Raw genomic sequence first — 19,984 nt, 5'->3', positions numbered from 1 at the left:
GGTAGCGGAAATTGCTCCGAACGGCCGAAATCACGCGCTGTGCTCGGTGATCCGCCTAATGCCCCCCGATCGGGGGCATCCATGGATCACTGAGGGGGATCATGAACACGCTGCGATTCTGCGGCCGGTGGGGAGCGCTCCCAGTGCTGGTGCTGCTGGCCGGCCTGATCAGCATCGGCTCACCCGCCGGTGCGGCGGACGTGCCGCGGTTCCAGCTGCCGTTCTTCTGCGGCGAGAGCTGGCGCGCCTCGACCTACGACGGGCACTTCCCGGACCAGAACAGCATCGACCTGCTGCGGGTCGACGGCACGTCCGCCGAGGGCGTGCCGGTCGTCGCCTCGGCGTCGGGCACCGTGTCGTTCGTCGGCGAGGTGACCAGCCCCGAGGGGGACAACTACGGCGAGGAGGTGCGCATCGCGCACGTCGGCGGCTGGGAGACCCGCTACCTGCACATCGAGACGTCGTTGACGGTCGGCGCGCTCGTGTCGCGGGGACAGCGGCTGGGCGTCATCGGCAAGTACTGGGACATGGCGCCGCACGTGCACTACACCCAGCTGCTCAACGGCACCACGGCGCGGATCACGTTCAACGGCACGGCCATCGCCGTGCACAAGGGCGCGCCGAAGGACGCGGCGGGCAACTACCCGACGCAGAACCTGACCAGCGCCAACTGCGCGGCCGGCTGCACCGTGCAGCGCGCACCGGTCGGGCACGCGGCCAACGCCACCTGCGAGCAGGGCGCGGGCATGAGGGCCGTGGTGGACTGCCGCATCCCGGCCAAGCCGGAGGTCCCCGTCACCACCCACTACGGGCCGCGCGTGGCGGCGGGCCAGACGTCCACCGCGAGGTGCTTCGGCGGCCAGGTGCTCGCGGGCATGGGGTACGAGACCTGACCGCGGGCGCGGCCGGGCCCTGACCCGACGAGGTGCGGCCGGACCCCGGTCCGGCCGCACCTCCCGCCCTCAGCAGCCGATCCGGCGCGAGCCGAGGGCGATGTCGTCGTACCAGAGGTCGTAGGAGCCCTCGTTCGGCTGGTACAGCTGCCAGCCGATCTTCACCGTGTCGAAGCGCGGGAACAGGAAGTCGACCTGGTTGCCGCCGTGCTCGCGGGTGGAGACGGTGAGGTCGGGCTTCGCCACGCCGTCGAACCACAGCTCGACCCGGTTGTCGGACGCGTCCGCGCGCCACTCGACGCACTGCCAGCGGCCCGCCTCGGAGGGGGCCGACTCGCGCCAGTTCGTCCAGTCGCCGGTCGGGCCGCCGTCCGCGCCGACGCCCCACAGCGCCCGGTCGAGCGTGGGCACGTACTGGCCGCCGAGCGGGCGCACGACCTCCGGGCCGTCGCCGGTGGTCTCGACCAGCGTGTAGTGCGCCCAGTCGGGCCGGGCCGGGAACTCCTCGACCTTGACCCGCACGCGGCCCCAGTAGCTGTTGCCGGGCGCGCTGAAGTCGTCGACCTTGAGGAACGCGCGGCCGTTGCCCTCGGCTCGCACGTGCAGCACCTTCTGGCCGCGCCGGTCGCGCTCGACCTCCAGCGAGCCGTTCCTCGTGTCGACCCCCCACCGCAGGCTGGTGCCCGCGCCGGTGGGCACGCGCTGGAAGTCCTCGCAGAACAGCAGGCCGGGCCGGTCGCACGTGCCGACCCGGTGGTCGGCGGGCCCGGCCGCGGCGGCCGGCAGGGCGATGATTGAGAACAGGACGGCGAGCGCCGCCGATGACAACCGCTTCCGCACGTGGGGCTCCTTCTGCGCTGAGGGGGCAGAAGGGGAAGCTAACGGCTCTGGGAACGCTCCCATACCTCTGATCGGCGGCAACGGCGTTGGACCTGGGTGCCCGCCGGGCGTCCGGATCGGGCTGCCTGTCGGGCGTCGTGGCAGGGTGCTCGCCGCGTGTCGGGGGTCGGCCTGCCCGCCGGGCGTCAGGAGCGGCGCAGGCCGTGCGGGTCGCCGGCGGCCAGGCGGACGGTGAAGCCGGTCCCGTCGCGGTGGAGCGCGACGTGCGCGCACAGCTGGTGGACCAGCCACAGGCCCAGGCCGCCGAGGTCGCGGCCCGGGGCGGGCACCAGGCCCGCGAACGGGTCGGCGGGCCCGTCGCCGGTGTCGTGGACGCTGACGACCACCTGGTCGCGGTCGGCCCACACCTCCAGCCGGACCGGCGGCCGGCCGTGCCGCAGCGCGTTGGTCACCACCTCGCTGACCGACAGCAGCAGGTCCTCCCACTCCGCCTCGGGCAGTCCCGGCCCGCCGACGTCCAGCACCGCCTGGCGGGCGCCTGCGGACGTGGTGACGACCAGGGAGGCCAGCGGCGCCGCGGACTGGATCGGGAGGGGCGCCGGCGGTCGCGGTTCGGCGAGGAAGGAGGGCGGCGGGACGTAGCGGTCGTCGACCCGCCGCCCGCCGCCGGGGGCGGCCGTGAGGGGGTGGGTGCGGGCGACGTCGTCGAGCACGCGCCGGGGCGTGGTCCGGGTGTCGTAGGCGCACATGCTGCGCAGCGGGAAGTCGTCGTAGGCGTGGTTGACCGCCGACTCGTAGCGGGCCCACCAGTCCCACGAGGTGGTGAGCGCCGCCGGCGGGATCTCGCCGACGATGCGGATGCCGCGCGCGCCGCCCGCCACGAACCGGGCCATCAGCTCCCGGTAGGACTTGATCGCGGAGGCGGGGCGGGCGTAGAGGTCGTCGGTCTCGGTGAACACGACCCCGGCCGTTCGGGGGAGCTCCGCGCGCACCAACCCGGCCCGCTCCGGCGCGAGCGACACCACGACGGGTTCGCCCAGGGCCAGCCCGTCGAGCAGGAAGGGCACGGCGGCGGACAGCAGCTCGTCGTCGGAGGCGTAGTAGGCGGCGGAGTGGTCGTACCCCCGTCCGCGGGCGTCGGTCCACGGGCCGCGCGCGGCGTGCGCGGGCGGCCGGTCCGGCGGCGTGGGCGACTGCACCGGAAAACAGTATGCGACGTGGCGGACCGCTGTCGTGCCCGGTCCGCGCCCCGGGTTCAGCCGCCGAAGCGGGACGGGTCGCCCGCGCCCACGCGGAGGAGTTCGGGCTCGCCCTGCGAGAAGTCGACCACCGTGGTGGGCTCGGTGCCGCAGTCGCCGGAGTCGATCACCGCGTCGACCACGTGGTCCAGGCGCTCCTTGATCTCCCAGCCCTGCACCAGCGGCTCCTCCTGGTCGGGCAGCAGCAGCGTGCTCGACAGCAGCGGTTCGCCGAGCTCGGCCAGCAGCGCCTGCGCCACCGGGTGGTCCGGGATGCGCGCGCCCACCGTCTTCTTCTTCGGGTGCATCAGGCGGCGCGGCACCTCGGTGGTCGCCGGGAGGATGAACGTGTAGCTGCCCGGCGTGGCCGCCTTGATCGCCCGGAACACCGAGTTGTCCACGTGCACGAACTGGCCGAGCTGGGCGAAGTCGCGGCACATGAGCGTGAAGTGGTGGCGGTCGTCGAGGTGGCGGATCTGCCGGATGCGGTCCAGGCCGTCCTTGTTGCCCAGCCGGCACCCGAGCGCGTAGCAGGAGTCCGTGGGGTAGGCGATCAGCCCGTCCGCCTTGATCAGCGCGACCGCCTGGTCGATGGTCCTGCGCTGCGGGTTCACCGGGTGCACGTCGAAGTACCTCGCCATGCGGGGAGCGTAGTGCGCTCCGGTCGGGGGTGCTCGCGTGCACCCCGCCGGCCCGGGCCGGTGGCCGGCGGGCGGTGGTGGTCACCCTGTCAGCGGGGTTTCTCACCCCGACGAGGCAATCGTGCGTTCCTCACTCTGCGGAACCATCCACTAGGCCAATAGTGTCAGGTGTCCGGTCGGCGGCGGTTGGGTCCCACCCGAAGACCCACGCTTGCCGGCACTCGCGAGTGGAGGGCTAAAAGCCAGCTCGTAGAGGTTCTTTCGCGTTAGGCCGCGGCGCTGACCGCTACAAGTCCCTAGACGAGGAAAGTCATGAGCAGGGTGTCGTCCAAGATCATTTTCTACTCCAGGTTGGTTTTTCCCCGAGAGTGGTTCACTCGAACGGGGGTGGTACTGCTCGTCGTCACCGCGCTGCTGACACCCTGCCAGGCGTCGGCGGGCTTCTACCCGTCACGCGTCAAGGTGTTCGTCGCCAACAGCGGCTCCGACTCGGTGACGGTCTTCGACACGCGCCTGAACGAGGTGGTCGCCACCGTGCCGGTCGGCCGGTACCCGGTCGGCGTGGGCACCGCCCCCGGCGGCGAGCGGGTGTACGTGACCAACGAGCAGGCCGACACCCTCTCCGTGCTCGACGTCCGCGGTCACGCGGTGGTCGCCACGGTGCCGGTCGGCCGCAACCCGTACGGCGTGGCCGTCACCCCGACCCACGCCTACGTGACCAACTTCGGCTCCAACTCGGTCACCGTCGTGGACGTCGCGACCAACAAGCCCGTCCGCGAGGTCCCGGTGGGCCGCTTCCCGCACTCCGCCGCGGTGAGCCCGAACGGCAAGCGCGTCTACGTGACCAACAACGGCGATCGCAGCGTCACCGTCCTGGACACCGGCAACCACAAGCCGATCGCGACCATCCCCGTGGGCCTGTACCCGGCGGGCGTCGCGGTGAGCCCGGACGGCGAGCGGGTGTACGTGGCGAACACCGGGTCGAACTCGGTGACCGTCATCGACGCCGACGACAACAGCCCCGCCAGGACCACGCCGGTCGGCAACGCGCCGCTGGGCGTGGCGGTCACCCCGCGCGGCCGGGTGCACGTGGCCAACACGGGCGCGGGCACCGTCTCCGTCCTGAGCCCCTCCGGCGAGCCGGTGGGCCCGTCCGTCCCGGTCGCCCGCCTGCCCGAGGGCATGGCCGCCAACCCCGACGGCAGCCACGTCTACCTGACCAACTCCGGCGCGGGCGTGATGACCCTGCTCGACCCCACGTCCGCGACCGTCCTGGCGACCGTGCCCGTGGGCACGCAACCGGAGGGCCTGGCCGTCACCTCGTGACGCCGCGACGGGCCCGGCGGCGCGGCGGTACGGCGGTACGGCGGTACGGCGTCAGAGCTTGGCCCGCACCCGCCCCGCCCCGGGGGTGGGTCAGGGCGTCGAGGACGGCCGGGGACCCGTGCCACGCCGCGCGGGCCGCCGCCGGGTCGCCGGCCGCGAGGTGCGCCCCGAGCGGTGCGGCGCCCGCACCAGCAGGGCCCAGAACCGCTCGTCGAACGGGTGCTCGCGGGTCAGCGCCCGCAGCTCGGCGTGCCCGCCCTCGCCGGCCAGGGCGCGGAAGCGGCGCAGGTCGAGGTCCTCGGCGTCGACCGCGACCACCCCGCCGGCGCGCAGCAGCAGCGTCGCGAGCAGCACCCGGGCCTCGCCCGCGGGCACCGCGACCGCCCGCCCGCCGTGCCGGACCTCCAGCGGGCCGAGGACCAGGGATTCCGTCGCCACCGAATCGATCCCGGCCGCGCGTACGGTTGGGGTGACCGATCGAGCGGAGCGAGTGGAGCACAGGACATGGCGTTGTACGGACGGGTGGTGCGCACCGAGCGGCTCGCCCGGGAGATGGTCCGCGTGGTGCTCGGCGGCGAGGGGCTGGACGGGTTCGCGACCGGGCCGTTCACCGACAGCTACGTGAAGCTGGTCTTCCCGCTGCCCGACGTGGTCTACCCCGAGCCGTTCGACCTGCGCGAGGTGCGCGCGTCGTTCCCGCGCGAGCGGTGGCCGCGCACCCGCACCTACACCGTGCGGGCGTGGGACCCGGCGGCGCGCGAGCTGACGATCGACTTCGTCGTGCACGGCGACGAGGGGATCGCCGGCCCGTGGGCCGCGAAGGCCCAGCCCGGGGACGTGCTGCACTTCGCCGGTCCCGGCGGCGGGTACGCGCCGTCCGCCGAGGCGTCCTGGCACCTGCTCGCGGGCGACGAGAGCGCGTGGCCCGCCATCGCGGCGGCCGTGGAGGCGCTGCCGCCGGGCGCCCGCGCGACGGTGCTCGTCGAGGTCGAGGGGCCGGACGACGAGCAGGTCGTGCGCAGCGCGGGCGAGGTGGACCTGAGGTGGCTGCACCGCGCCGGCGGCCCGCGGGGTCGGCTGGTCGTGGAGGCGGTGCGGGCGCTGGAGTTCCCCGAGGGGGCCGTGCAGGTCTTCGTGCACGGCGAGGCGACCATGGTCAAGGAGCTGCGCGGGCACCTGAAGCTGGAGCGCGGCGTGGCGAAGGAGCGGATGTCGATCTCCGGCTACTGGCGGCTCGGCGCGGACGAGGACGGCTGGCAGTCGTCCAAGGGCGAGTGGAACCGGCAGGTGGAGCAGGAACAGGGCTGAGGCGCCCGGGGGTCACCCCAGGACGTCGCGCAGGCCGAGCGGGGTCGGCGGCGGCAGCGGGCCGCGCGCGCGGAACGCCTGGAGGAAGTAGGCGACCAGGCGCCGCGACGCGGCCACCGCCGCCTCGACCGAGCCGGTGACCAGGCCGTTGTTGGCCATCAGCACCATGATGAGGTCGTCGGGCGTGAAGTCCGGGCGCAGGTCGCCCGCCGCCTTGGCCCGGGCCACCAGCGCGGCGAGCGCCTCCCAGGCCCGCGCGCGCTGCTCGTCCACCGGTACGGCGTCGGGGAACGCGCTGAGGAACGCCGCGCTGAACCCCCGGTCCCGGGCCTGCATCTCGCACAGCTCCGCGACGACGCGGCAGAACCCGCGCCACGGGTCGGGGTCGTCCAGCGCGTCGTGCACGACGGACGTGCAGCCGTGGAACTGCTCCGCGAACACCTCCGTGACCAGGGCCCGCCTGGTCGGGAAGCGCCGGTAGAGGGTCGCGACGCCCACCCCCGCGCGGCGGGCGATGCCGGACATCGACGCGTCCAGGCCCTGCTCCGCGAACGCCTCCCGCGCGGCGGCCACGACGCGGTCGCGGTTGTGCTGCGCGTCCACGCGCAACCGAGTGGTCCGACCGTCCATGCTTCTCACTTTACGGCAAGTGGAAGGCCCTCTCCGGTTACCGTGTTAGCGTCAAGTGGAAGGTGCTTTCCACTTGACCCGGAGGCGTGGCGGATGAGGGCAGTGCTGTTCGACCGGTACGGACCACCGGAGGTCCTCTACGAGGGCACCGCGCCCGACCCGGTGGTGGAACCCGGTCACGTGCTGGTGCGCGTGCACGCGGCCAGCGTCAACGGCGGCGAGGCGACCGCCCGCGCCGGCGGGCTGAAGCTCGTGCTGGGGCCGCGCTTCCCCAAGCGCACGGGCGTCGACTTCGCCGGCGAGGTCGTCTCCGGCCCCGGCTTCGACCCCGGCACGCCCGTCTGGGGCGCCCTGCCGCGCGGCACGTTCGGCAGCGCGGCCGAGTACGTCGCCGTCCGCCCCCGGCAGCTCGCGCCCAGCCCCGCCGGCCTGGACCTCGTGCGGGCCGCCGCCCTGCCCGGCGTCGGCACCACGGTGATCACCGCGCTGCGCGACGCGGCCCGGCTGCGCGAGGGCGAACGCCTCCTCGTGCGCGGCGCGACCGGCGGCGTCGGGCACGTCGCCGTGCAGCTGGGGCGCGCGTACGGCGCGCACGTCACCGCCCTGGCGTCCGCGTCCGCCCTGGACTTCGCCCGCTCCCTGGGCGCCGACGCCGCCGTGGACTACCGCACCGACCCGGCCGAGCTGGGCACGTTCGACGTCGTCCTGGACACCCACGGCGGCGGCGCCCGCGCCTACCGCCGCCTGCTGCGCCCCGGCGGTCGCATGGTCGCCATCGCGTTCCGCTCGGCCGCCGACGTCGCCTACCTGCTCGCGTCCGCGGCCCTCGGCCCGCGCCGGGTGCGCTTCTTCAGCGGCAACCCGCGCACCGACCTGTTCACCGACCTGGCCGCGCTGGTGGAGGACGGCTCGATCGCCCCCGTCATCGACACCGTCCACCCGCTGTCCGGCGCCGCGGCCGCGCACCGGGCGATGGAAGCCGGTGGCGTCCGCGGCAAGCACGTGCTCCGGGTGGTGTGACGACCCGTTCGCATCATCCGGTGATGCAGTTCATCCGGCGGTCACAGGTCCGCTGCGCGCTGTAGTCGCCGGTAACGCGGTGTCGCACGTTGCGATGAACGGCCTACACCCGTTCAGTCGTTCCCGGGAGCGCGCAGTGATCGAAAACTCGTCGGACGGCCTGGTCGTGCTCCAGGCCGAGGTGACCGTGACGGTGACTCGCGAGGAGCACCACCAGGACGCGTTGGCCCGCTACGCCGTGGCGCCCGGCCGGGAGCGGCGGGTGGTCGCCGAACTGGCGTGGTGCGCCGTCGAGTCCGGCAGGCACCGGGGGGAGCGGGCCGTCGAGGTGCGGCTGGACGGGCGGCGGGTCGGGGAGCTGACGCACCTGATGTCGCAGCGCTACGCCGGGCTGGTCGCCCAGGTGACCGGGCGGGGCGCGCGGCCGGGGTGCGAGGCCGTCGTGAAGGCGGGGGTGCGCGGGCTGGAGGTCGTGCTCCGCCTGCCGCGCGACACGACCGGTGTCGTGCCGCTCGAACCGCCGACCGCGGTGTTCGCGGCCCCGGCCGTCCCGGTGGCCGCGCGGACCCGCCTCTCGCGCCGGCCCGTGTGGATCGCGGCGGCGGCCGTGGTGTTCGTGTTCGTGCTCATCGGGGCGTTGGCGGACAAGGAGTCGACGCCCACCGGCGCGGCCGACCTCACCACCGCTACCCGCGCCACGACGACGACCGCGCCCACCACCACGACGACCACGACCGCCTCGACCACCACGACGACGACCACCACCACGACCACCACCACGACGGTCGCGCCGCAGCCGCAGCCGCAGCCGCAGCCGAACCCCCAGCCGGCCCCGGCCCCGGCCCCGGTCGCCCCGCAGCAGGGCTGCCACGCCAGCTACACGCCGTGCGTGCCGATCGCCGCGGACGTGGACTGCCGGCCCGGCAAGGGGAACGGCCCGGCGTACGTGACCGGCCCGGTGACCGTCATCGGCCCCGACGTGTACGACCTGGACGCCAACGGCGACGGCGTCGGCTGCGAGTAGGTCCGTCCACCGCGCCGCCCCCACCGCTACGGTTGGGGGCGGCGGGAACGGTGGAGGGGGCAGCGTCGCGCATGTCGGCTCAGCAGAACGAGGTCCGCGTCGAACTGCTCGGGCCGGTGCGGGCCTGGTCGGGTGCCGCCGAGCTGGACCTCGGGTCGGCACGGCCGCGCGCGGTGCTGGCGGTGCTCGCCTCGACGCCCGACACCGTCGTCCCGCGGGACGCGCTGGTCGCCGGCGTCTGGGGCGCCGACGCGCCGGGCAGCGCCGTCGGCAACCTGCACACCCACATCTCGGCGCTGCGCAGGGCGCTGGAACCGGGGCGCGCCCGCGGCGCGGCCTGGCGGGTGCTGACCTCGACCGGGTCGGCCTACCGGCTGCACGTCGAGCCCGGGGCCGTCGACGCGGTGCTCTTCGAGCGGCACGTCGACCTGGCGCGCGAGCGGTTCGCCGCCGACGACGCGGACGGCGCGCTGCACGCCGCGGACTCGGCGCTGGCCCTGTGGCGCGGCGAGCCGCTGGCCGGCCTGACCGGGCCGTTCGCGCACGCGCAGCGGACGCGGTGGCGCGAGCTGCGGGTGGCGGCCGTCGAACTGCGCGCCGAGGCCGGCCTGGTGCTGGGCCGGCACGCCGACCTGATCGCCGGGCTGACCGCGCTGGTGGCCGAGTTCCCGCTGCGCGAGGGGCCGCGCGGGCTGCTGATGCGCGCGCTCGTCGGGTGCGGGCGCAACGCCGACGCGCTGGACGTCTACCGCGACGTGCGGCGGGTCCTCGTCGACGACCTGGGCATCGAGCCGAGCCCCCGGCTGCGCCGGCTGCGGGACCGCATCCTCGCCGACGACCCCGCGCTGGCCGTGCCGGTCGCCACCCGCCAGGCCGTCGCCGCCCCGCCCGTCCTCGTGGGCCGGACCGCCGAGCTGGCGGCGGCCGAGGCGCTGGTCGACGCCCTCGGCGAGGGGCGCGGCGGGCAGCTGTGGGTCGAGGGCGAGATGGGCATCGGCAAGTCCGCCCTGGTCGCCGCCGTCCTGGCGCGCGCCGGGCGGGCCGGCCACCGGGTCGCCCACGCCGCCGCCGAGGAGCTGGGCCGCGGCTTCCCGCTGGGCCTGGCGATGGACTGCCTGGACGTCACCCCGGACTCGGCGGACCCGCGGCGCGCGACGATCCGGGCGACGCCGCACGCCGGCCAGGCCGTGCCGGGCGGCGCGGACCACGTGTCCGCCGCCCTGGACGAGCTGGTGTCCCTGGTGACGTCGTGGTGCGCGGAAGGGCCGGTCGTGGTCGCGTTCGACGACCTGCACTGGGCCGACGAGGCGAGCGTCGTGCTGTGGCACCGGCTGTGCCGGCTCACCGCGCGCCTGCCCCTGCTGCTGGTCGGCGCGGCCCGCCCGGTGCCGCACCGGGCGGACGTGCGGCGGCTGCGCCAGGACGTGCACCCGCCGTCCGGCGTGCTGGTCGACCTCGCGCCGCTGGACGAGCACGCCGTGGCCGCCATGACCGGGCACCTGGTCGGCGCGCCCGCCGGGCCGGGGCTGCGCCGCGTCGTGGAACGCGCCTCGGGGAACCCGCTGTACGTGCGGGAGATCGCCGACGCCCTGGTGCGCGACGCGGTGGTGCGGGTGGACTCGGGGACGGCCGACGTGCCCGCCGGGTCGTTCGACCGGGCACCCGGCTCGCTGGTCTCCGCCGTCACCGGCCGCCTGCACTACCTGGCCGACCCGACCCGGGAGGTGCTGCGCTGGGCCGCCCTGCTCGGCGGCGAGTTCACCGTCGGCGACGTGGCCGCGGTGTGGGGCAGGCCGGTCACCGACGTCGTGCGGCCGGTGGAGGAGGCGATCACGGCGGGCGTGCTGCGCGACGCGGGCGTGCGGCTGGCGTTCCGGCACCCGGTGATCAGGCAGGCGCTGTACGAGGGCACGCCGCTGGCGCTGCGGGTCGCGCTGCACCAGCAGGCGGCGAAGGCGCTGGCCGGGACCGGGGCGTCCGTCGAGCACGTCGCGGGCCAACTGCTCGCGGTCGGGGGACCGGCCGGGCCGTGGGTGGCGGACTGGCTCGTCGGCGCGGCCCCGGTGCTGGCCGCCCGCGCACCGCTGGTCGCGGTCGAGCTGCTGCGCCGCGAGGTCGACCCGGCCGTGGACCCCGGCGACCGCGCGCGGAGCGCGGTGCTGACCGCGCACCTGGCCGGCGTGCTGTTCCGGATCGGCCGGGACGCCGAGGCCGAGGCGCACGCCCGGCGCGCGTTGCCGCTGCTGCGCGACCCGGACCTGGCCGCGCAGGCGCGGTGGGTGCTGGCGTACGTGCCGTACCGGGCGTCGCGCGCCGAGGAGTCGTTGGCGATCCTGGCCGACGCGCTCGCCGACGACGCGCTGCCGCCGGTGTGGCGGGCGCGGCTGGTGTCGCTGGTCGCGCTGGTGCAGCGGGCCGGGATCGGCGAGCTGGAGCGGGCGGCGGACAGCGCGCGCGAGGCCGTCGCGCTGGGGGAGGCGTCCGGCGACCGGTTCGCGATCGGCCAGGCGCTGGAGGTGCTGTGGCAGGTCGACGCGGTGCGCCGGGACTACTCGGGCGCGGTCGTCCACCTGGACCGTGCGCTGGCGCTGGTCGGCACCGACCTGTCGCTGTCGGACCTGCGGCTGGTGCTGCTGGACAACCGCTCGTTCACGCTCCAGTGCCTGGACCGGCTCGCCGACGCCGACGCCGACCTCGCCCTGGCCGCCGAGATCGCGGGCCTGGGCGCGCCCGCGGCGGGTGTGCAGGTGGCGAGCGCCGTGCAGGACTTCTGGCTGGGGCGGTGGGACGCCGCGGTGTCGCGTGTGGACGGTGTGCTGGCCGACCCCGAGTTCACCGGGTTCGGTTTGCGCGAGGGCGGGCCCGTGCTGCTGCTGCACGGCGTCGGCGCGCTGGTCGCCGCGCACCGCGACGACGAGGCCGCCCTGACCCGGCACCTCGACGCCGGCCTGAACCTGCCCCTGGCCACCGCCGCCGACCGGGAGAACTGCGACTTCCTCGTGGCGGCGCAGGCGATGGCGTGCGCGCGGCGCGGTGACGCGGTCGCGGCGATGGCCGTGCTGGGCGGGATGCTGGACGCGAAGTACGCGCAGATGATGCTGCGCCACCAGTGGCTGCCTGACCTGGTGCGGCTCGCCCTGGACGAGGGCGACCGCGCCACCGCCCGCGCCGCCGTCGAGGCGTGCGAGGTCGAGGCGGCGCGGGAGACCCGTCCGCTGCGCGCGGCCACCGCCGCCCTGCGGTGCCGGGCGCTGCTGGAGGACGACCCGGACGGCATGGCGCGGGTCGTCGCCCGCTACCGCTCGGTCGGCCGGCTGTTCGAGCTGGCGCAGGCGGGGGAGGACCACGCCGTGCTGCTGGGTCGCGCCGGTCGTGCGGAGGAGGCGGCGGTCGCGCTGGACGAGGCCGTCGGGCTGTACCGGCGGATGGGCGCGCTCTGGGACGTGCGGCGGGCGGCCACCCGTGCCGCCGCCAACCGCCTGACCGCCTGACCGCCTGACCGCCTGACCCGCGAGAGTCCAACGCTCAAGCCCCGAGAGTCCAACGCTCAGGACCTCCGAGTTCTACGTTCAGGGCCTCTGAGTTCTGCGTTCGCGCCCCTGGGCTCTCCGTTCGCGAGCGTAGAACTCAGGGGTCGCGAACGTAGGACTCGCGGGTCGCGAGCGTAGGACTCGCGGGTCCTGAGCGTTGGACTCTCGGGGTCTGGGGGTTGGACTCTCGGGGGTGGCGGGTCAGGAGGGGGTGGTGGTGGCTTCCAGGGCGCGGCGGCGCGCGGCCACGTCGTCCGGGTCGTCGCCGTGGACCAGCAGCTGCACGGTGCTCTGCCGCACGCGGCTGTCGGTGCGGGTGGTGTCGTGGCCCGAGGTGACCAGCAGGCCGCCGGCCGCCAGCGCCGGGCGCAGCTCGGCCAGCAGGTCGGCCATCGGCGCGGTGACCGCGAGCTTCACCGACTCGGCGTACCCGTCCAGCGCGTCGGGCCGGACGGACCGCAGCGCCAGCAACGGGATCGACCCGCCCGTGATCCGGAAGTTCAGGTCCAGCAGGACGAGCCGGCCGTCCCGGGTCTGGGCGCAGTCCAGGCTGCACAGCCCCCGGTACCCGGCCTCGGCCGCGCGCCGGGTGACCGCCAGGCACTCGGCGAGCAGCTCGGCCGGCGGCGGTGCGACGCCGCCGAACCGCCCGCCGACGTAGACGCCCGCCTCGTCGACCCGCTGCTCGGTGACGGCCAGCAGCCGCGCCACCGCGTCCGGGCCCACGTAGAGCTGGATGCCCCAGTTGCGCCGGATGTGCAGGTACTCCTCGACCACGAACCGGTCGACCAGGCCCGCGAACGCCGGCAGCGCGACCCGCTCGCCCGCCTCGTGGAGGTAGACGTCGAGGCTGGCGCCGTGCGCGTCGTCGGTGGCGGCCTTGAGCACCCACGACTCGGCGACCGGCGTCGCCCCGGCCAGGTGACCGCGCGGCACGACGGTGCGCCGCGCGCGGAAGCGCGCGTCGACCAGGGTGTCGATGCCGGCCTTGTTGTTCAGGCTGCCGACGAGCCGCGCGGTCTTCACCGCGCGGTCGTCCGGGCACAGCGCGACCGGCTGCGGGTACTCCATCGCGATCAGCAGGCCGTCGGACAGCGCCTCGGCCACGCGGGCCGCGAACCCGGCCTCGCTGCGGAACTCGCGCAGGTCCGTGCCGACCGGCAGGCCGCCGTCGCGCAGCAGTGCCAGCAGTTCGGGGCCCGTGCCGCCGGCGCTGGAGATCAGCGGGGTGTCCGCGGCGACCGCGACGGGCCTGGCGGAGAGCGAGTCGCGGGTGGTGCGGTGCTCGCCCACCGGCGCGTCGGGCTCCAGGGCGGGGCGCGAGGCGACGGCGACGCCGGGTCCGTACACGTCCGCGAGCACGCGGGGGGAGTGGACCGGGTGCGGCATCGTGGTGAAAACGCTGATGGGGTCCCCCGTGAGGTCAGTGGAGCCGGCCGTGCGGTGCGGGTCGCACCGGGAGCGGTGGAACGAGCGGGAGCACGAGGAGGCGTCCACTGCCGGGCTCGGGCCGGTGGCCACAGGCGAATCCTGGGGAACCGTGGGCGAACAGCCCCGGTGAGGGCCGTGTGGTACCAGGGTCTCACATTTCGCCGCGGGCCCTGACCAGCGGCGTTCCGCACGGGCGGCGGGCGGGGTGGCGGGCGAGGGCGGCGGGCGGGGCCCGGTCCCCGCCCGCCGCCGGGTCAGGCGACGGGCTCCTCGACCGCGGCCGGGCGCGGGGCCAGGACGCCCGCGAACGCCACCGCCAGCCCGCACAGCACCACCGGCACCGCGAACGCCAGGTTCAGCGGGACCCAGTGGGCCAGGCCGCCGATCACCGCCGGGCCCGCCAGCAGGCCCACGTAGCCCAGGCCCACGACGCGGGCCATCAGCGCGCCGGACGAGCGCGTGTCCAGGTTGCCCGCCGCGCTGAACAGCTGCGGCACGCTGCCGGACAGGCCCAGGCCGAACAGCGCCCACCCCGCGAGCACCGCCGGCAGCCACGGGACGAGCATGACCAGCACCAGGCCGAACGCCGCCAGCGCCGCGCCGTAGCGCACGATCGCGACCGGCCCCACCAGCGCGGACACCCGGTCGGTGGCGAAGCGGCCGATGGTCATCGCCACGGCGAACGAGCCGTACGCGAACGCCGCCGTGCTGGTCGACGTGCCCAGGACGTCCTCGGCGTGCAGGGCGGCCCAGTCGTTGGCCACGCCCTCGGCGAGCATCATCGCGAACGCGATCGCGCCGAGCAGCCACACCAGCTTCGGCGACGGCTTCGCGGTGGGCACCGTCGACGCGGCCTCCTCCGGCTCGGGGCGGCCGTCCACCAGGAACCGCCCGGTCACCAGCGACACCACGATCGTGAACGCGCCGCACGCGCTCAGCGTCACCGCCGTGGGCACGCCCGCGCCGAGGGTGGCCGCGCCGACGAGCGCCGCGAACGCGCCGCCGATCGACCACATGGCGTGGAACGAGGCCATGATCGGCCTCGGGTAGGCGCGTTCGACGACGACGGCGTGCGAGTTCATCGCGACGTCGATGGTGCCGTTGCCGAAGCCGAAGCACACCAGGGCCAGCCCGAGCGTCCACCACGAGTCCGCCAGGCCGGGGAAGAACAGCGCGACGCCGAGCAGCACGCCCGCCGCGGGCAGGAGCTTGCGCTGCCCCACCCGGTCGGCCAGCGGCCCGGCGACCTGCATGCCCGCGAACGCCGCCGCGCCCAGCACCAGCAGCAGCCCGCCCAGGGTGCTGTGCGAGATGCCGGCCGCGTCCTCCACGTTGGGGATGTGCACCACCCACAGCCCCATGGCGAACCCGTTGAGGGTGAAGTAGATCCAGGTCGCGACGCGCGCGGCGCGCGGCAGGGGGGTCGTCACGGGTTCTCCAGTCGTTCGGCTACGTGCACGAGCACCCCGCGCGCGGCCAGTTCGCGCCGCGCCCCCTCGGGGGCTCCGGGATCGGTGACCAGCACGTCCGGCCGGTCGGCGGGGCAGATGTGCGCGAGCGCGGTGCGGTCGAACTTCGTGCCGTCGGCCAGCACGACCGTGCGCCCGGACACCGCCATCGCCTGCTGCTTGACCTCGGCGTCGGCGAGGTCGTGCGCGGTGAGCCCCGAGTCCAGCCCCAGCGCGCACGGCGACAGCACGGCCACGTCGAAGCGCAGCGCGCGCAGCGACGCCAGGGCCAGCGGGCCGACCATCGCCAGCTCGCCGGGCCTCGGTTCGCCGCCGGGCAGCAGCAGCCGCACGTCGGGCGCGTCGAGCAGCTCGCGGGCGGCGTGCAGGGACAGGGGCATCACGGTGACCGTGCGGTCGCGCAGCAGCTTCGCGACCTCCAGCGCCGTCGTGCCGCTGTCGAGGACGATCGTCTCGCCGTCGCGGATCAGCCCGACGGCGGCGGCGGCGATGGCGCGCTTGGCGGCGGTGGCGGTGGCGGTGCGCGCGGTGAACGGCGGCTCGACGCCCGCCGGGCTGACCAGGACCGCCCCGCCGTGCACCCGGCGCAGCACGCCGGACGCCGCGAGCAGGTCGAGGTCGCGGCGGATCGTCATCTCCGACGCGCCGGTGACCGCCGCCAGCTCGGCGACCGACACCTGGGTGTCGGTGCGGAGCCTGCTGATGATCTCGCGGTGCCGGTCGGGGCTCTTCACGTGAGGGATGGTCGCAAATCATGTGCGTTCGAACAAGTGAAATGTTGTTTCGGTCATTCCCGGGACGTGACGCGCCCCAGGAGACCTACGCGCACCTGGTGCTCGCGGGGGCCGGGTCGGTGCACTCCGGGGTCCGCTCGGCGGGGACGGGGGCCGGGTCGGTCTCGCGCAGCCAGTCCAGGACGGCCCGGTAGACGTCGTCGTGGGTCTGGAGGGCGAAGTGGCTCACCCCGCCCACCCGGCAGCGGTCGGCCTCCTGGTCGGGGGCGGCGGCGCTCTCCGGGTCCACCACCAGGTCGCCGACGAGGCGGCCCAGCGCGCTGTCCGGCGAGGACGTCAGGGTCGCCGCCACGAACAGCTGCCGCACGCCGGGCGGGAGCGCGGTGCTCGGCGGCGGGGCGCCGTCGTCGACGCCGCGCCACTGGTGCTCGTGCAGGTAGCCCTCGGCCAGGTCCTTGATGCCGTCGCTGCGCAGCGCCAGCAGCCGGCACAGCGGCGCGGCCGGCCACAGCCCGTCGAGCACCTCCGCGGTGCGGGCGACGGCCCGCTCCAGGGGCGCGCCGGTGTGCGGCGAGCCCAGGCACACCACCCGGGTCAGCCGGGACGCCCACGGCGCGGCCCGCTCGTGGGCGCGGTGCGCGGCGCTGCGCGCGACCAGGCCGCCCATCGAGTGCCCGACGAGGACGACGTCGGTGACCTCGACCGGCCAGGCGGCGACCAGCTCGTCGAGCAGGTCGACCAGCTCGCGGCCGTTGTCGGAGACGTGGCGGCCGGAGTTGTAGCGCAGGTGCAGGGGCGTGCACCCGAGTTCGGCGGCGAACCCGCGCCCGAAGTCGGTGCCCGCCCGCCGCCGACCGGGCCGCCCGGCGGGGAACCACGAGCGCTCGGTGTCCACCAGGCCGTGCAGGAACAGCACGAGCCGGCCGGTCGCCGCCGGGAACGCCGCGGCCAGCGACGCCGGGTCGAGGCGGACGCGGCGGTGGTCCGACCGCACCGACATCGCCGCCGGGAGGGTGTCCGGGCAGGAGGCGTCGCGGCGCGGTGCGGGGAGTTCGCCGAAGGCGCCGTGGGCGAACCCGAGCACCCGCTGCCCGGCGGGCGTCCGCACGAGCGCGGTCGGCGAGCACAGCGCGGCGGCGCCGGAGACGATCGCGGCGGGGAGGCCCACCACGGCGGTCACGGCGGAGCCGACCGCGTCCACCACCGATCCCACGCCGATCCCGGCGGACCTGACCTCACCGAGTGCCATCGCTCACCTGCCGGGCCTCTCACCTCCACCGTGACCCTCACGGTGGACATCAGGTACCCCGATCGGTACTCGATCACGCTTTCCGCCGGTCGCGGCGCGGTCGGCCGCCCGGATCGCCGGTCCGCAGGTCGGTGAGAAGTATCAGGAGAGTTGTCGAATTAAGTTGAATCGGTATTTCACCGACTTGGCGGTCCGCACCACTGCGGCTCCGGTCATCCTGTGTCGCGAAAAATCCCGCCTTCTACCTGCATCGATGGCGTTCGGTTGCCTTTGCCGCGCGTAATCCACTTAAGATGCGCGCATTCAGTTGAATCGTTCGGAGGGCGATCGCATGACGGCTGAACCGGCAACCGACCTCGGCGCGCAGCGCCCGCCGGTGGTCAGTCCCGTGCCGTTGGGCACGGCGGCCGGCGTGGCGGACTGGGGCGCGGGGGCGCCGGGGAACGCGAAGGCCGCGGTGGGCCACAGCACGTACCTCGGGCGCTGCCCCGACCCCGCCTGCCCGAGGTCGGTCTACCGCTTCGCGGACGCCCCCGCGGACGCGCCGCTGGCGTGCGGCGAGGGGCACCGGGCCGAGGAGACCCGCACCCGGTTCCGCCTGCGGCTCGTCCCGGCCTGACTCCCCCCGGTGACGCCTGACCCCCGCCCGGTGACGCCCGACCCCCGCCCGGGGACCGGGACCGCGCCGTCCCGGAGGTCAGCGCAGCTTCTCCACCGCGGCCTTCAGGTCGGCCATGGCGGCGCGGTGGAAGCGGGGGCCGTAGGACACCCGCGCCACGCCGATCTCCCGCAGCGCGGCCAGGTCCAGCTCGTCGCCGGTGTTGCCGTTGACCGGGCCGGGCAGCCCGGCGACGAGGGCGACGACGTCCTCGCGGCGGCGCACGCCGATCGGGTAGACGCAGTCGGCCCCGGCCTCCAGGTAGAGCCGCCCCCGCCGCACGGCTTCCGCGAGCCGGTCCGGTCCGGGCACCCCGGCGCCGGGCAGGAACGCGTCCACGCGGGCGTTGACGACGATCGGGACCCCGGCGTCGTCCGCCGCCGCGCGGACGTCCGCCAGCCACCGGGCGTGCGCGCCGGCCTCGACCAGGCCACCCGCCCGGTGGTCGGTGTCCTCCAGGTTGCAGCCGACCGCGCCGATCTCCAGCAGCCGGTCCACCAGCTCGCGCGGCGCCATGCCGTACCCGGCCTCGGCGTCCACCGTGACCGGGACGTCCACCGCCCGGACGACCCGGCCGGCCGCGGCGAACATCTCCTGCCACGGCGCGCCCTCGCCGTCGGGGTGACCGAGCACCGCGGAGACGGCGGCGCTGGCGGTGGCGACGGCGGGGAACCCCGCCCCGGCGACGATCGCCGCGCTGGCCGCGTCCCAGGCGTTGGGCAGCACGAGCAGCTCGCCGCGGTGCAGCTCGCGGAGCCGTTCGGCGCGGGCCTTCAGTTCCGCCAGGTCAGCGGACATCGACGTCCTCCTTCTTCTCTTCGTGGTGCGGCGTTCGCCGCCCGTGGGGACTCCACGCGCGGTCCCGGACGCGCAGCGAGCGCGGGAGACCGAACGACGCCATCAGCGAGTTGTCCAGGAAGCGGGTCATCCCGGACACCCGGTCCCCGGCCAGGTCCAGCACCAGCAGGCCGTGCGCGTGCAGGAACGGCGTCCTCGGGTCGCGCAGGTAGCAGCCGAACGCGGGCCGGCCGTTCGCCCGGGTCGGGATCAGCACGTGGCCGCGGCAACCCCTCAGCGCGGCCTCGGTCAGGAACCGCCGGACGGCCTCCCGGCCGAGGTACTCCAGCGGCAGCGGTGGCATGGTCAGCGACGCGTCGTCCGTCAGCAGGGCCACGACCGCGTCCACGTCGCCGGCCTCGAACGCGCGCGCGAAGTCGGCCACGAGCCGGCGTTCCCGGGGCGAGCCCGGCAGCGGCGCGCTCTCCCGGTCGGCGGGCAGCTCCCGCGCCAGCGTGCCCCGGGCCCGCTTCAGCGCGCCGTTCACCGCGTCCTCGGTCGCGTCGAGCAGGTCCGCCACCTCGGCGGCCCGGAACCCGAGCACGTCCCGCAGCACCAGCACGACCCGCTGCCTCGGCGGCAGCTGCTGCAACGCCGCCAGGAACGCCAGCGACACCGACTCCCGGGCCTCGTACCGCGCCTCCGGGCCGGGCGCCCGGTCGGCGACCTCGTCGAGCAGCGCGTCGGGGTAGGGCGTGAGCCAGCTCGGTTCGGCCCGGCGGCGCGACGGCTCCGGCAACGGCACCTCCGGCACGGGTGCCGCGTCCGCGGACGGGCGGCGGGAGGCGTCGCGCAGGGCGTTGAGGCAGCGGTTGGTCGCGATCCGGTAGAGCCAGGTCCGCACCGACGCGCGGCCCTCGAACCCGCCGATGCCGCGCCACGCCGCCAGCAGCGTCTCCTGGAGCAGGTCCTCGGCGTCCTGCGCTGAACCGAGGACGCGGTAGCAGTGCACCTGGAGCTCGTGCCGGTACGGCTCGACGAGGTCGCGGAACGCCTCGCCGTCCCCCTGCCGCGCCCGTACCAGCAGGTCGTCGACCTGCGGGACTCCTCGCATGGTGGTCCTCCCCCTCTCCGGTGGTCCCCTCGGAGGGGTGGACACCGCCGACGCCGGGAAGTGGTCGCTCCCCGCCCGTCTTCCCCCGGCCGGATCACCCGT

General features: G+C 75.5%; 18 protein-coding genes. 7 read left to right on the top strand and 11 right to left on the bottom strand.

Features of this window, described 5'->3' with window-relative positions; all coding sequences use genetic code 11:
• The first annotated feature begins 101 nt into the window (after positions 1–101).
• The gene (locus ACRAKJ_RS30340; RefSeq protein ID WP_447008756.1) at positions 102–893 is read left to right on the top strand and encodes a peptidoglycan DD-metalloendopeptidase family protein; all 792 of its coding nucleotides are present in this window, start codon (positions 102–104) and stop codon (positions 891–893) included.
• Positions 894–962: 69 nt separating this feature from the next.
• Here the strand turns inward: ACRAKJ_RS30340 and ACRAKJ_RS30335 are convergent, their stop codons facing one another.
• The 3 genes from ACRAKJ_RS30335 to ACRAKJ_RS30325 all read right to left on the bottom strand — a co-directional run bounded on the left by ACRAKJ_RS30335 (position 963) and on the right by ACRAKJ_RS30325 (position 3,612).
• Positions 963–1,733 carry a hypothetical protein gene (locus ACRAKJ_RS30335; RefSeq protein ID WP_438926323.1) on the bottom strand — a complete coding sequence of 257 codons (771 nt, stop codon included), beginning with the start codon at positions 1,731–1,733 and terminating at the stop codon, positions 963–965.
• Between the two features lie 185 nt (positions 1,734–1,918).
• Entirely contained in the window at positions 1,919–2,932 is a 1,014-nt protein-coding gene (locus ACRAKJ_RS30330) for an anti-sigma factor RsbA family regulatory protein (RefSeq protein WP_438926324.1), read from the bottom strand.
• 56 nt (positions 2,933–2,988) lie between these two features.
• Positions 2,989–3,612 (bottom strand): L-threonylcarbamoyladenylate synthase, encoded by a 624-nt coding sequence (locus tag ACRAKJ_RS30325; RefSeq protein WP_438926325.1) that lies wholly within the window; start codon positions 3,610–3,612, stop codon positions 2,989–2,991.
• A 387-nt stretch (positions 3,613–3,999) separates the two neighbouring features.
• On the opposite strand from ACRAKJ_RS30325, the gene ACRAKJ_RS30320 reads away from it, so the two are divergent.
• Positions 4,000–4,938, top strand: coding sequence for a YVTN family beta-propeller repeat protein (locus tag ACRAKJ_RS30320; protein WP_438926326.1), 939 nt, complete (start codon positions 4,000–4,002; stop codon positions 4,936–4,938).
• 90 nt (positions 4,939–5,028) lie between these two features.
• Here the strand turns inward: ACRAKJ_RS30320 and ACRAKJ_RS30315 are convergent, their stop codons facing one another.
• Complete coding sequence (locus ACRAKJ_RS30315; protein WP_438926327.1) at positions 5,029–5,376, bottom strand: BTAD domain-containing putative transcriptional regulator; 348 nt, start codon at positions 5,374–5,376, stop codon at positions 5,029–5,031.
• A gap of 66 nt (positions 5,377–5,442) precedes the next feature.
• Here ACRAKJ_RS30315 and ACRAKJ_RS30310 point away from each other — a divergent pair, with 66 nt between their 5' ends.
• Positions 5,443–6,246 carry an SIP domain-containing protein gene (locus ACRAKJ_RS30310; RefSeq protein WP_438926328.1) on the top strand — a complete coding sequence of 268 codons (804 nt, stop codon included), beginning with the start codon at positions 5,443–5,445 and terminating at the stop codon, positions 6,244–6,246.
• Between the two features lie 12 nt (positions 6,247–6,258).
• Here the strand turns inward: ACRAKJ_RS30310 and ACRAKJ_RS30305 are convergent, their stop codons facing one another.
• On the bottom strand, positions 6,259–6,876 hold the full coding sequence (locus ACRAKJ_RS30305) for a TetR family transcriptional regulator (protein WP_438926329.1): 618 nt from the start codon (positions 6,874–6,876) through the stop codon (positions 6,259–6,261).
• Positions 6,877–6,969: 93 nt separating this feature from the next.
• Between ACRAKJ_RS30305 and ACRAKJ_RS30300 the strand changes: the two genes are divergently transcribed.
• The 3 genes from ACRAKJ_RS30300 to ACRAKJ_RS30290 all read left to right on the top strand — a co-directional run bounded on the left by ACRAKJ_RS30300 (position 6,970) and on the right by ACRAKJ_RS30290 (position 12,411).
• On the top strand, positions 6,970–7,896 hold the full coding sequence (locus tag ACRAKJ_RS30300) for a zinc-binding dehydrogenase (RefSeq protein WP_438926330.1): 927 nt from the start codon (positions 6,970–6,972) through the stop codon (positions 7,894–7,896).
• Positions 7,897–8,032: 136 nt separating this feature from the next.
• Positions 8,033–8,920 (top strand): hypothetical protein, encoded by an 888-nt coding sequence (locus ACRAKJ_RS30295; RefSeq protein WP_438926331.1) that lies wholly within the window; start codon positions 8,033–8,035, stop codon positions 8,918–8,920.
• Positions 8,921–8,991: 71 nt separating this feature from the next.
• Complete coding sequence (locus ACRAKJ_RS30290) at positions 8,992–12,411, top strand: BTAD domain-containing putative transcriptional regulator (RefSeq protein ID WP_438926332.1); 3,420 nt, start codon at positions 8,992–8,994, stop codon at positions 12,409–12,411.
• A 240-nt stretch (positions 12,412–12,651) separates the two neighbouring features.
• On the opposite strand, the gene ACRAKJ_RS30285 is transcribed toward ACRAKJ_RS30290, so the two are convergent.
• The 4 genes from ACRAKJ_RS30285 to ACRAKJ_RS30270 all read right to left on the bottom strand — a co-directional run bounded on the left by ACRAKJ_RS30285 (position 12,652) and on the right by ACRAKJ_RS30270 (position 17,333).
• Positions 12,652–13,812 (bottom strand): hypothetical protein, encoded by a 1,161-nt coding sequence (locus tag ACRAKJ_RS30285; RefSeq protein ID WP_438926333.1) that lies wholly within the window; start codon positions 13,810–13,812, stop codon positions 12,652–12,654.
• Positions 13,813–14,135: 323 nt separating this feature from the next.
• Positions 14,136–15,311: an MFS transporter gene (locus ACRAKJ_RS30280; protein WP_447008755.1), complete on the bottom strand. Its 1,176-nt coding sequence runs from the start codon at positions 15,309–15,311 to the stop codon at positions 14,136–14,138.
• A complete protein-coding gene (locus tag ACRAKJ_RS30275; protein ID WP_438926446.1) occupies positions 15,308–16,084 on the bottom strand; it encodes a DeoR family transcriptional regulator in 777 nt (258 codons plus the stop codon). Before ACRAKJ_RS30275 ends, ACRAKJ_RS30280 begins: the two co-directional genes overlap by 4 nt.
• An 85-nt stretch (positions 16,085–16,169) precedes the next feature.
• Entirely contained in the window at positions 16,170–17,333 is a 1,164-nt protein-coding gene (locus tag ACRAKJ_RS30270) for an alpha/beta fold hydrolase (protein WP_438926445.1), read from the bottom strand.
• 331 nt (positions 17,334–17,664) lie between these two features.
• Between ACRAKJ_RS30270 and ACRAKJ_RS30265 the strand changes: the two genes are divergently transcribed.
• Positions 17,665–17,952 (top strand): hypothetical protein, encoded by a 288-nt coding sequence (locus ACRAKJ_RS30265; RefSeq protein ID WP_438926444.1) that lies wholly within the window; start codon positions 17,665–17,667, stop codon positions 17,950–17,952.
• A gap of 78 nt (positions 17,953–18,030) precedes the next feature.
• Here ACRAKJ_RS30265 and ACRAKJ_RS30260 read toward each other — a convergent pair whose 3' ends face one another.
• Both ACRAKJ_RS30260 and ACRAKJ_RS30255 read right to left on the bottom strand, forming a co-directional pair.
• Entirely contained in the window at positions 18,031–18,789 is a 759-nt protein-coding gene (locus ACRAKJ_RS30260; RefSeq protein ID WP_438926443.1) for an isocitrate lyase/phosphoenolpyruvate mutase family protein, read from the bottom strand.
• On the bottom strand, positions 18,779–19,882 hold the full coding sequence (locus ACRAKJ_RS30255) for a sigma-70 family RNA polymerase sigma factor (RefSeq protein WP_438926442.1): 1,104 nt from the start codon (positions 19,880–19,882) through the stop codon (positions 18,779–18,781). The genes ACRAKJ_RS30260 and ACRAKJ_RS30255 overlap by 11 nt, the downstream gene beginning before the upstream one ends.
• Between the last annotated feature and the right edge of the window lie 102 nt (positions 19,883–19,984).

It is taken from the genome of Saccharothrix sp. DSM 118769 (assembly GCF_052936295.1).
This window is presented reverse-complemented; position numbering and strand designations above follow the sequence as displayed.

Coding starts and splice junctions, on each gene's coding strand:
- ACRAKJ_RS30340 (WP_447008756.1), top strand. CDS start 102: ATGAACACGCTGCGATTCTGCGGCCGGTGGGGAGCGCTCCCAGTGCTG.
- ACRAKJ_RS30325 (WP_438926325.1), bottom strand. CDS start 3,612: ATGGCGAGGTACTTCGACGTGCACCCGGTGAACCCGCAGCGCAGGACC.
- ACRAKJ_RS30310 (WP_438926328.1), top strand. CDS start 5,443: ATGGCGTTGTACGGACGGGTGGTGCGCACCGAGCGGCTCGCCCGGGAG.
- ACRAKJ_RS30305 (WP_438926329.1), bottom strand. CDS start 6,876: ATGGACGGTCGGACCACTCGGTTGCGCGTGGACGCGCAGCACAACCGC.
- ACRAKJ_RS30300 (WP_438926330.1), top strand. CDS start 6,970: ATGAGGGCAGTGCTGTTCGACCGGTACGGACCACCGGAGGTCCTCTAC.
- ACRAKJ_RS30290 (WP_438926332.1), top strand. CDS start 8,992: ATGTCGGCTCAGCAGAACGAGGTCCGCGTCGAACTGCTCGGGCCGGTG.
- ACRAKJ_RS30270 (WP_438926445.1), bottom strand. CDS start 17,333: ATGGCACTCGGTGAGGTCAGGTCCGCCGGGATCGGCGTGGGATCGGTG.
- ACRAKJ_RS30265 (WP_438926444.1), top strand. CDS start 17,665: ATGACGGCTGAACCGGCAACCGACCTCGGCGCGCAGCGCCCGCCGGTG.
- ACRAKJ_RS30260 (WP_438926443.1), bottom strand. CDS start 18,789: ATGTCCGCTGACCTGGCGGAACTGAAGGCCCGCGCCGAACGGCTCCGC.
- ACRAKJ_RS30255 (WP_438926442.1), bottom strand. CDS start 19,882: ATGCGAGGAGTCCCGCAGGTCGACGACCTGCTGGTACGGGCGCGGCAG.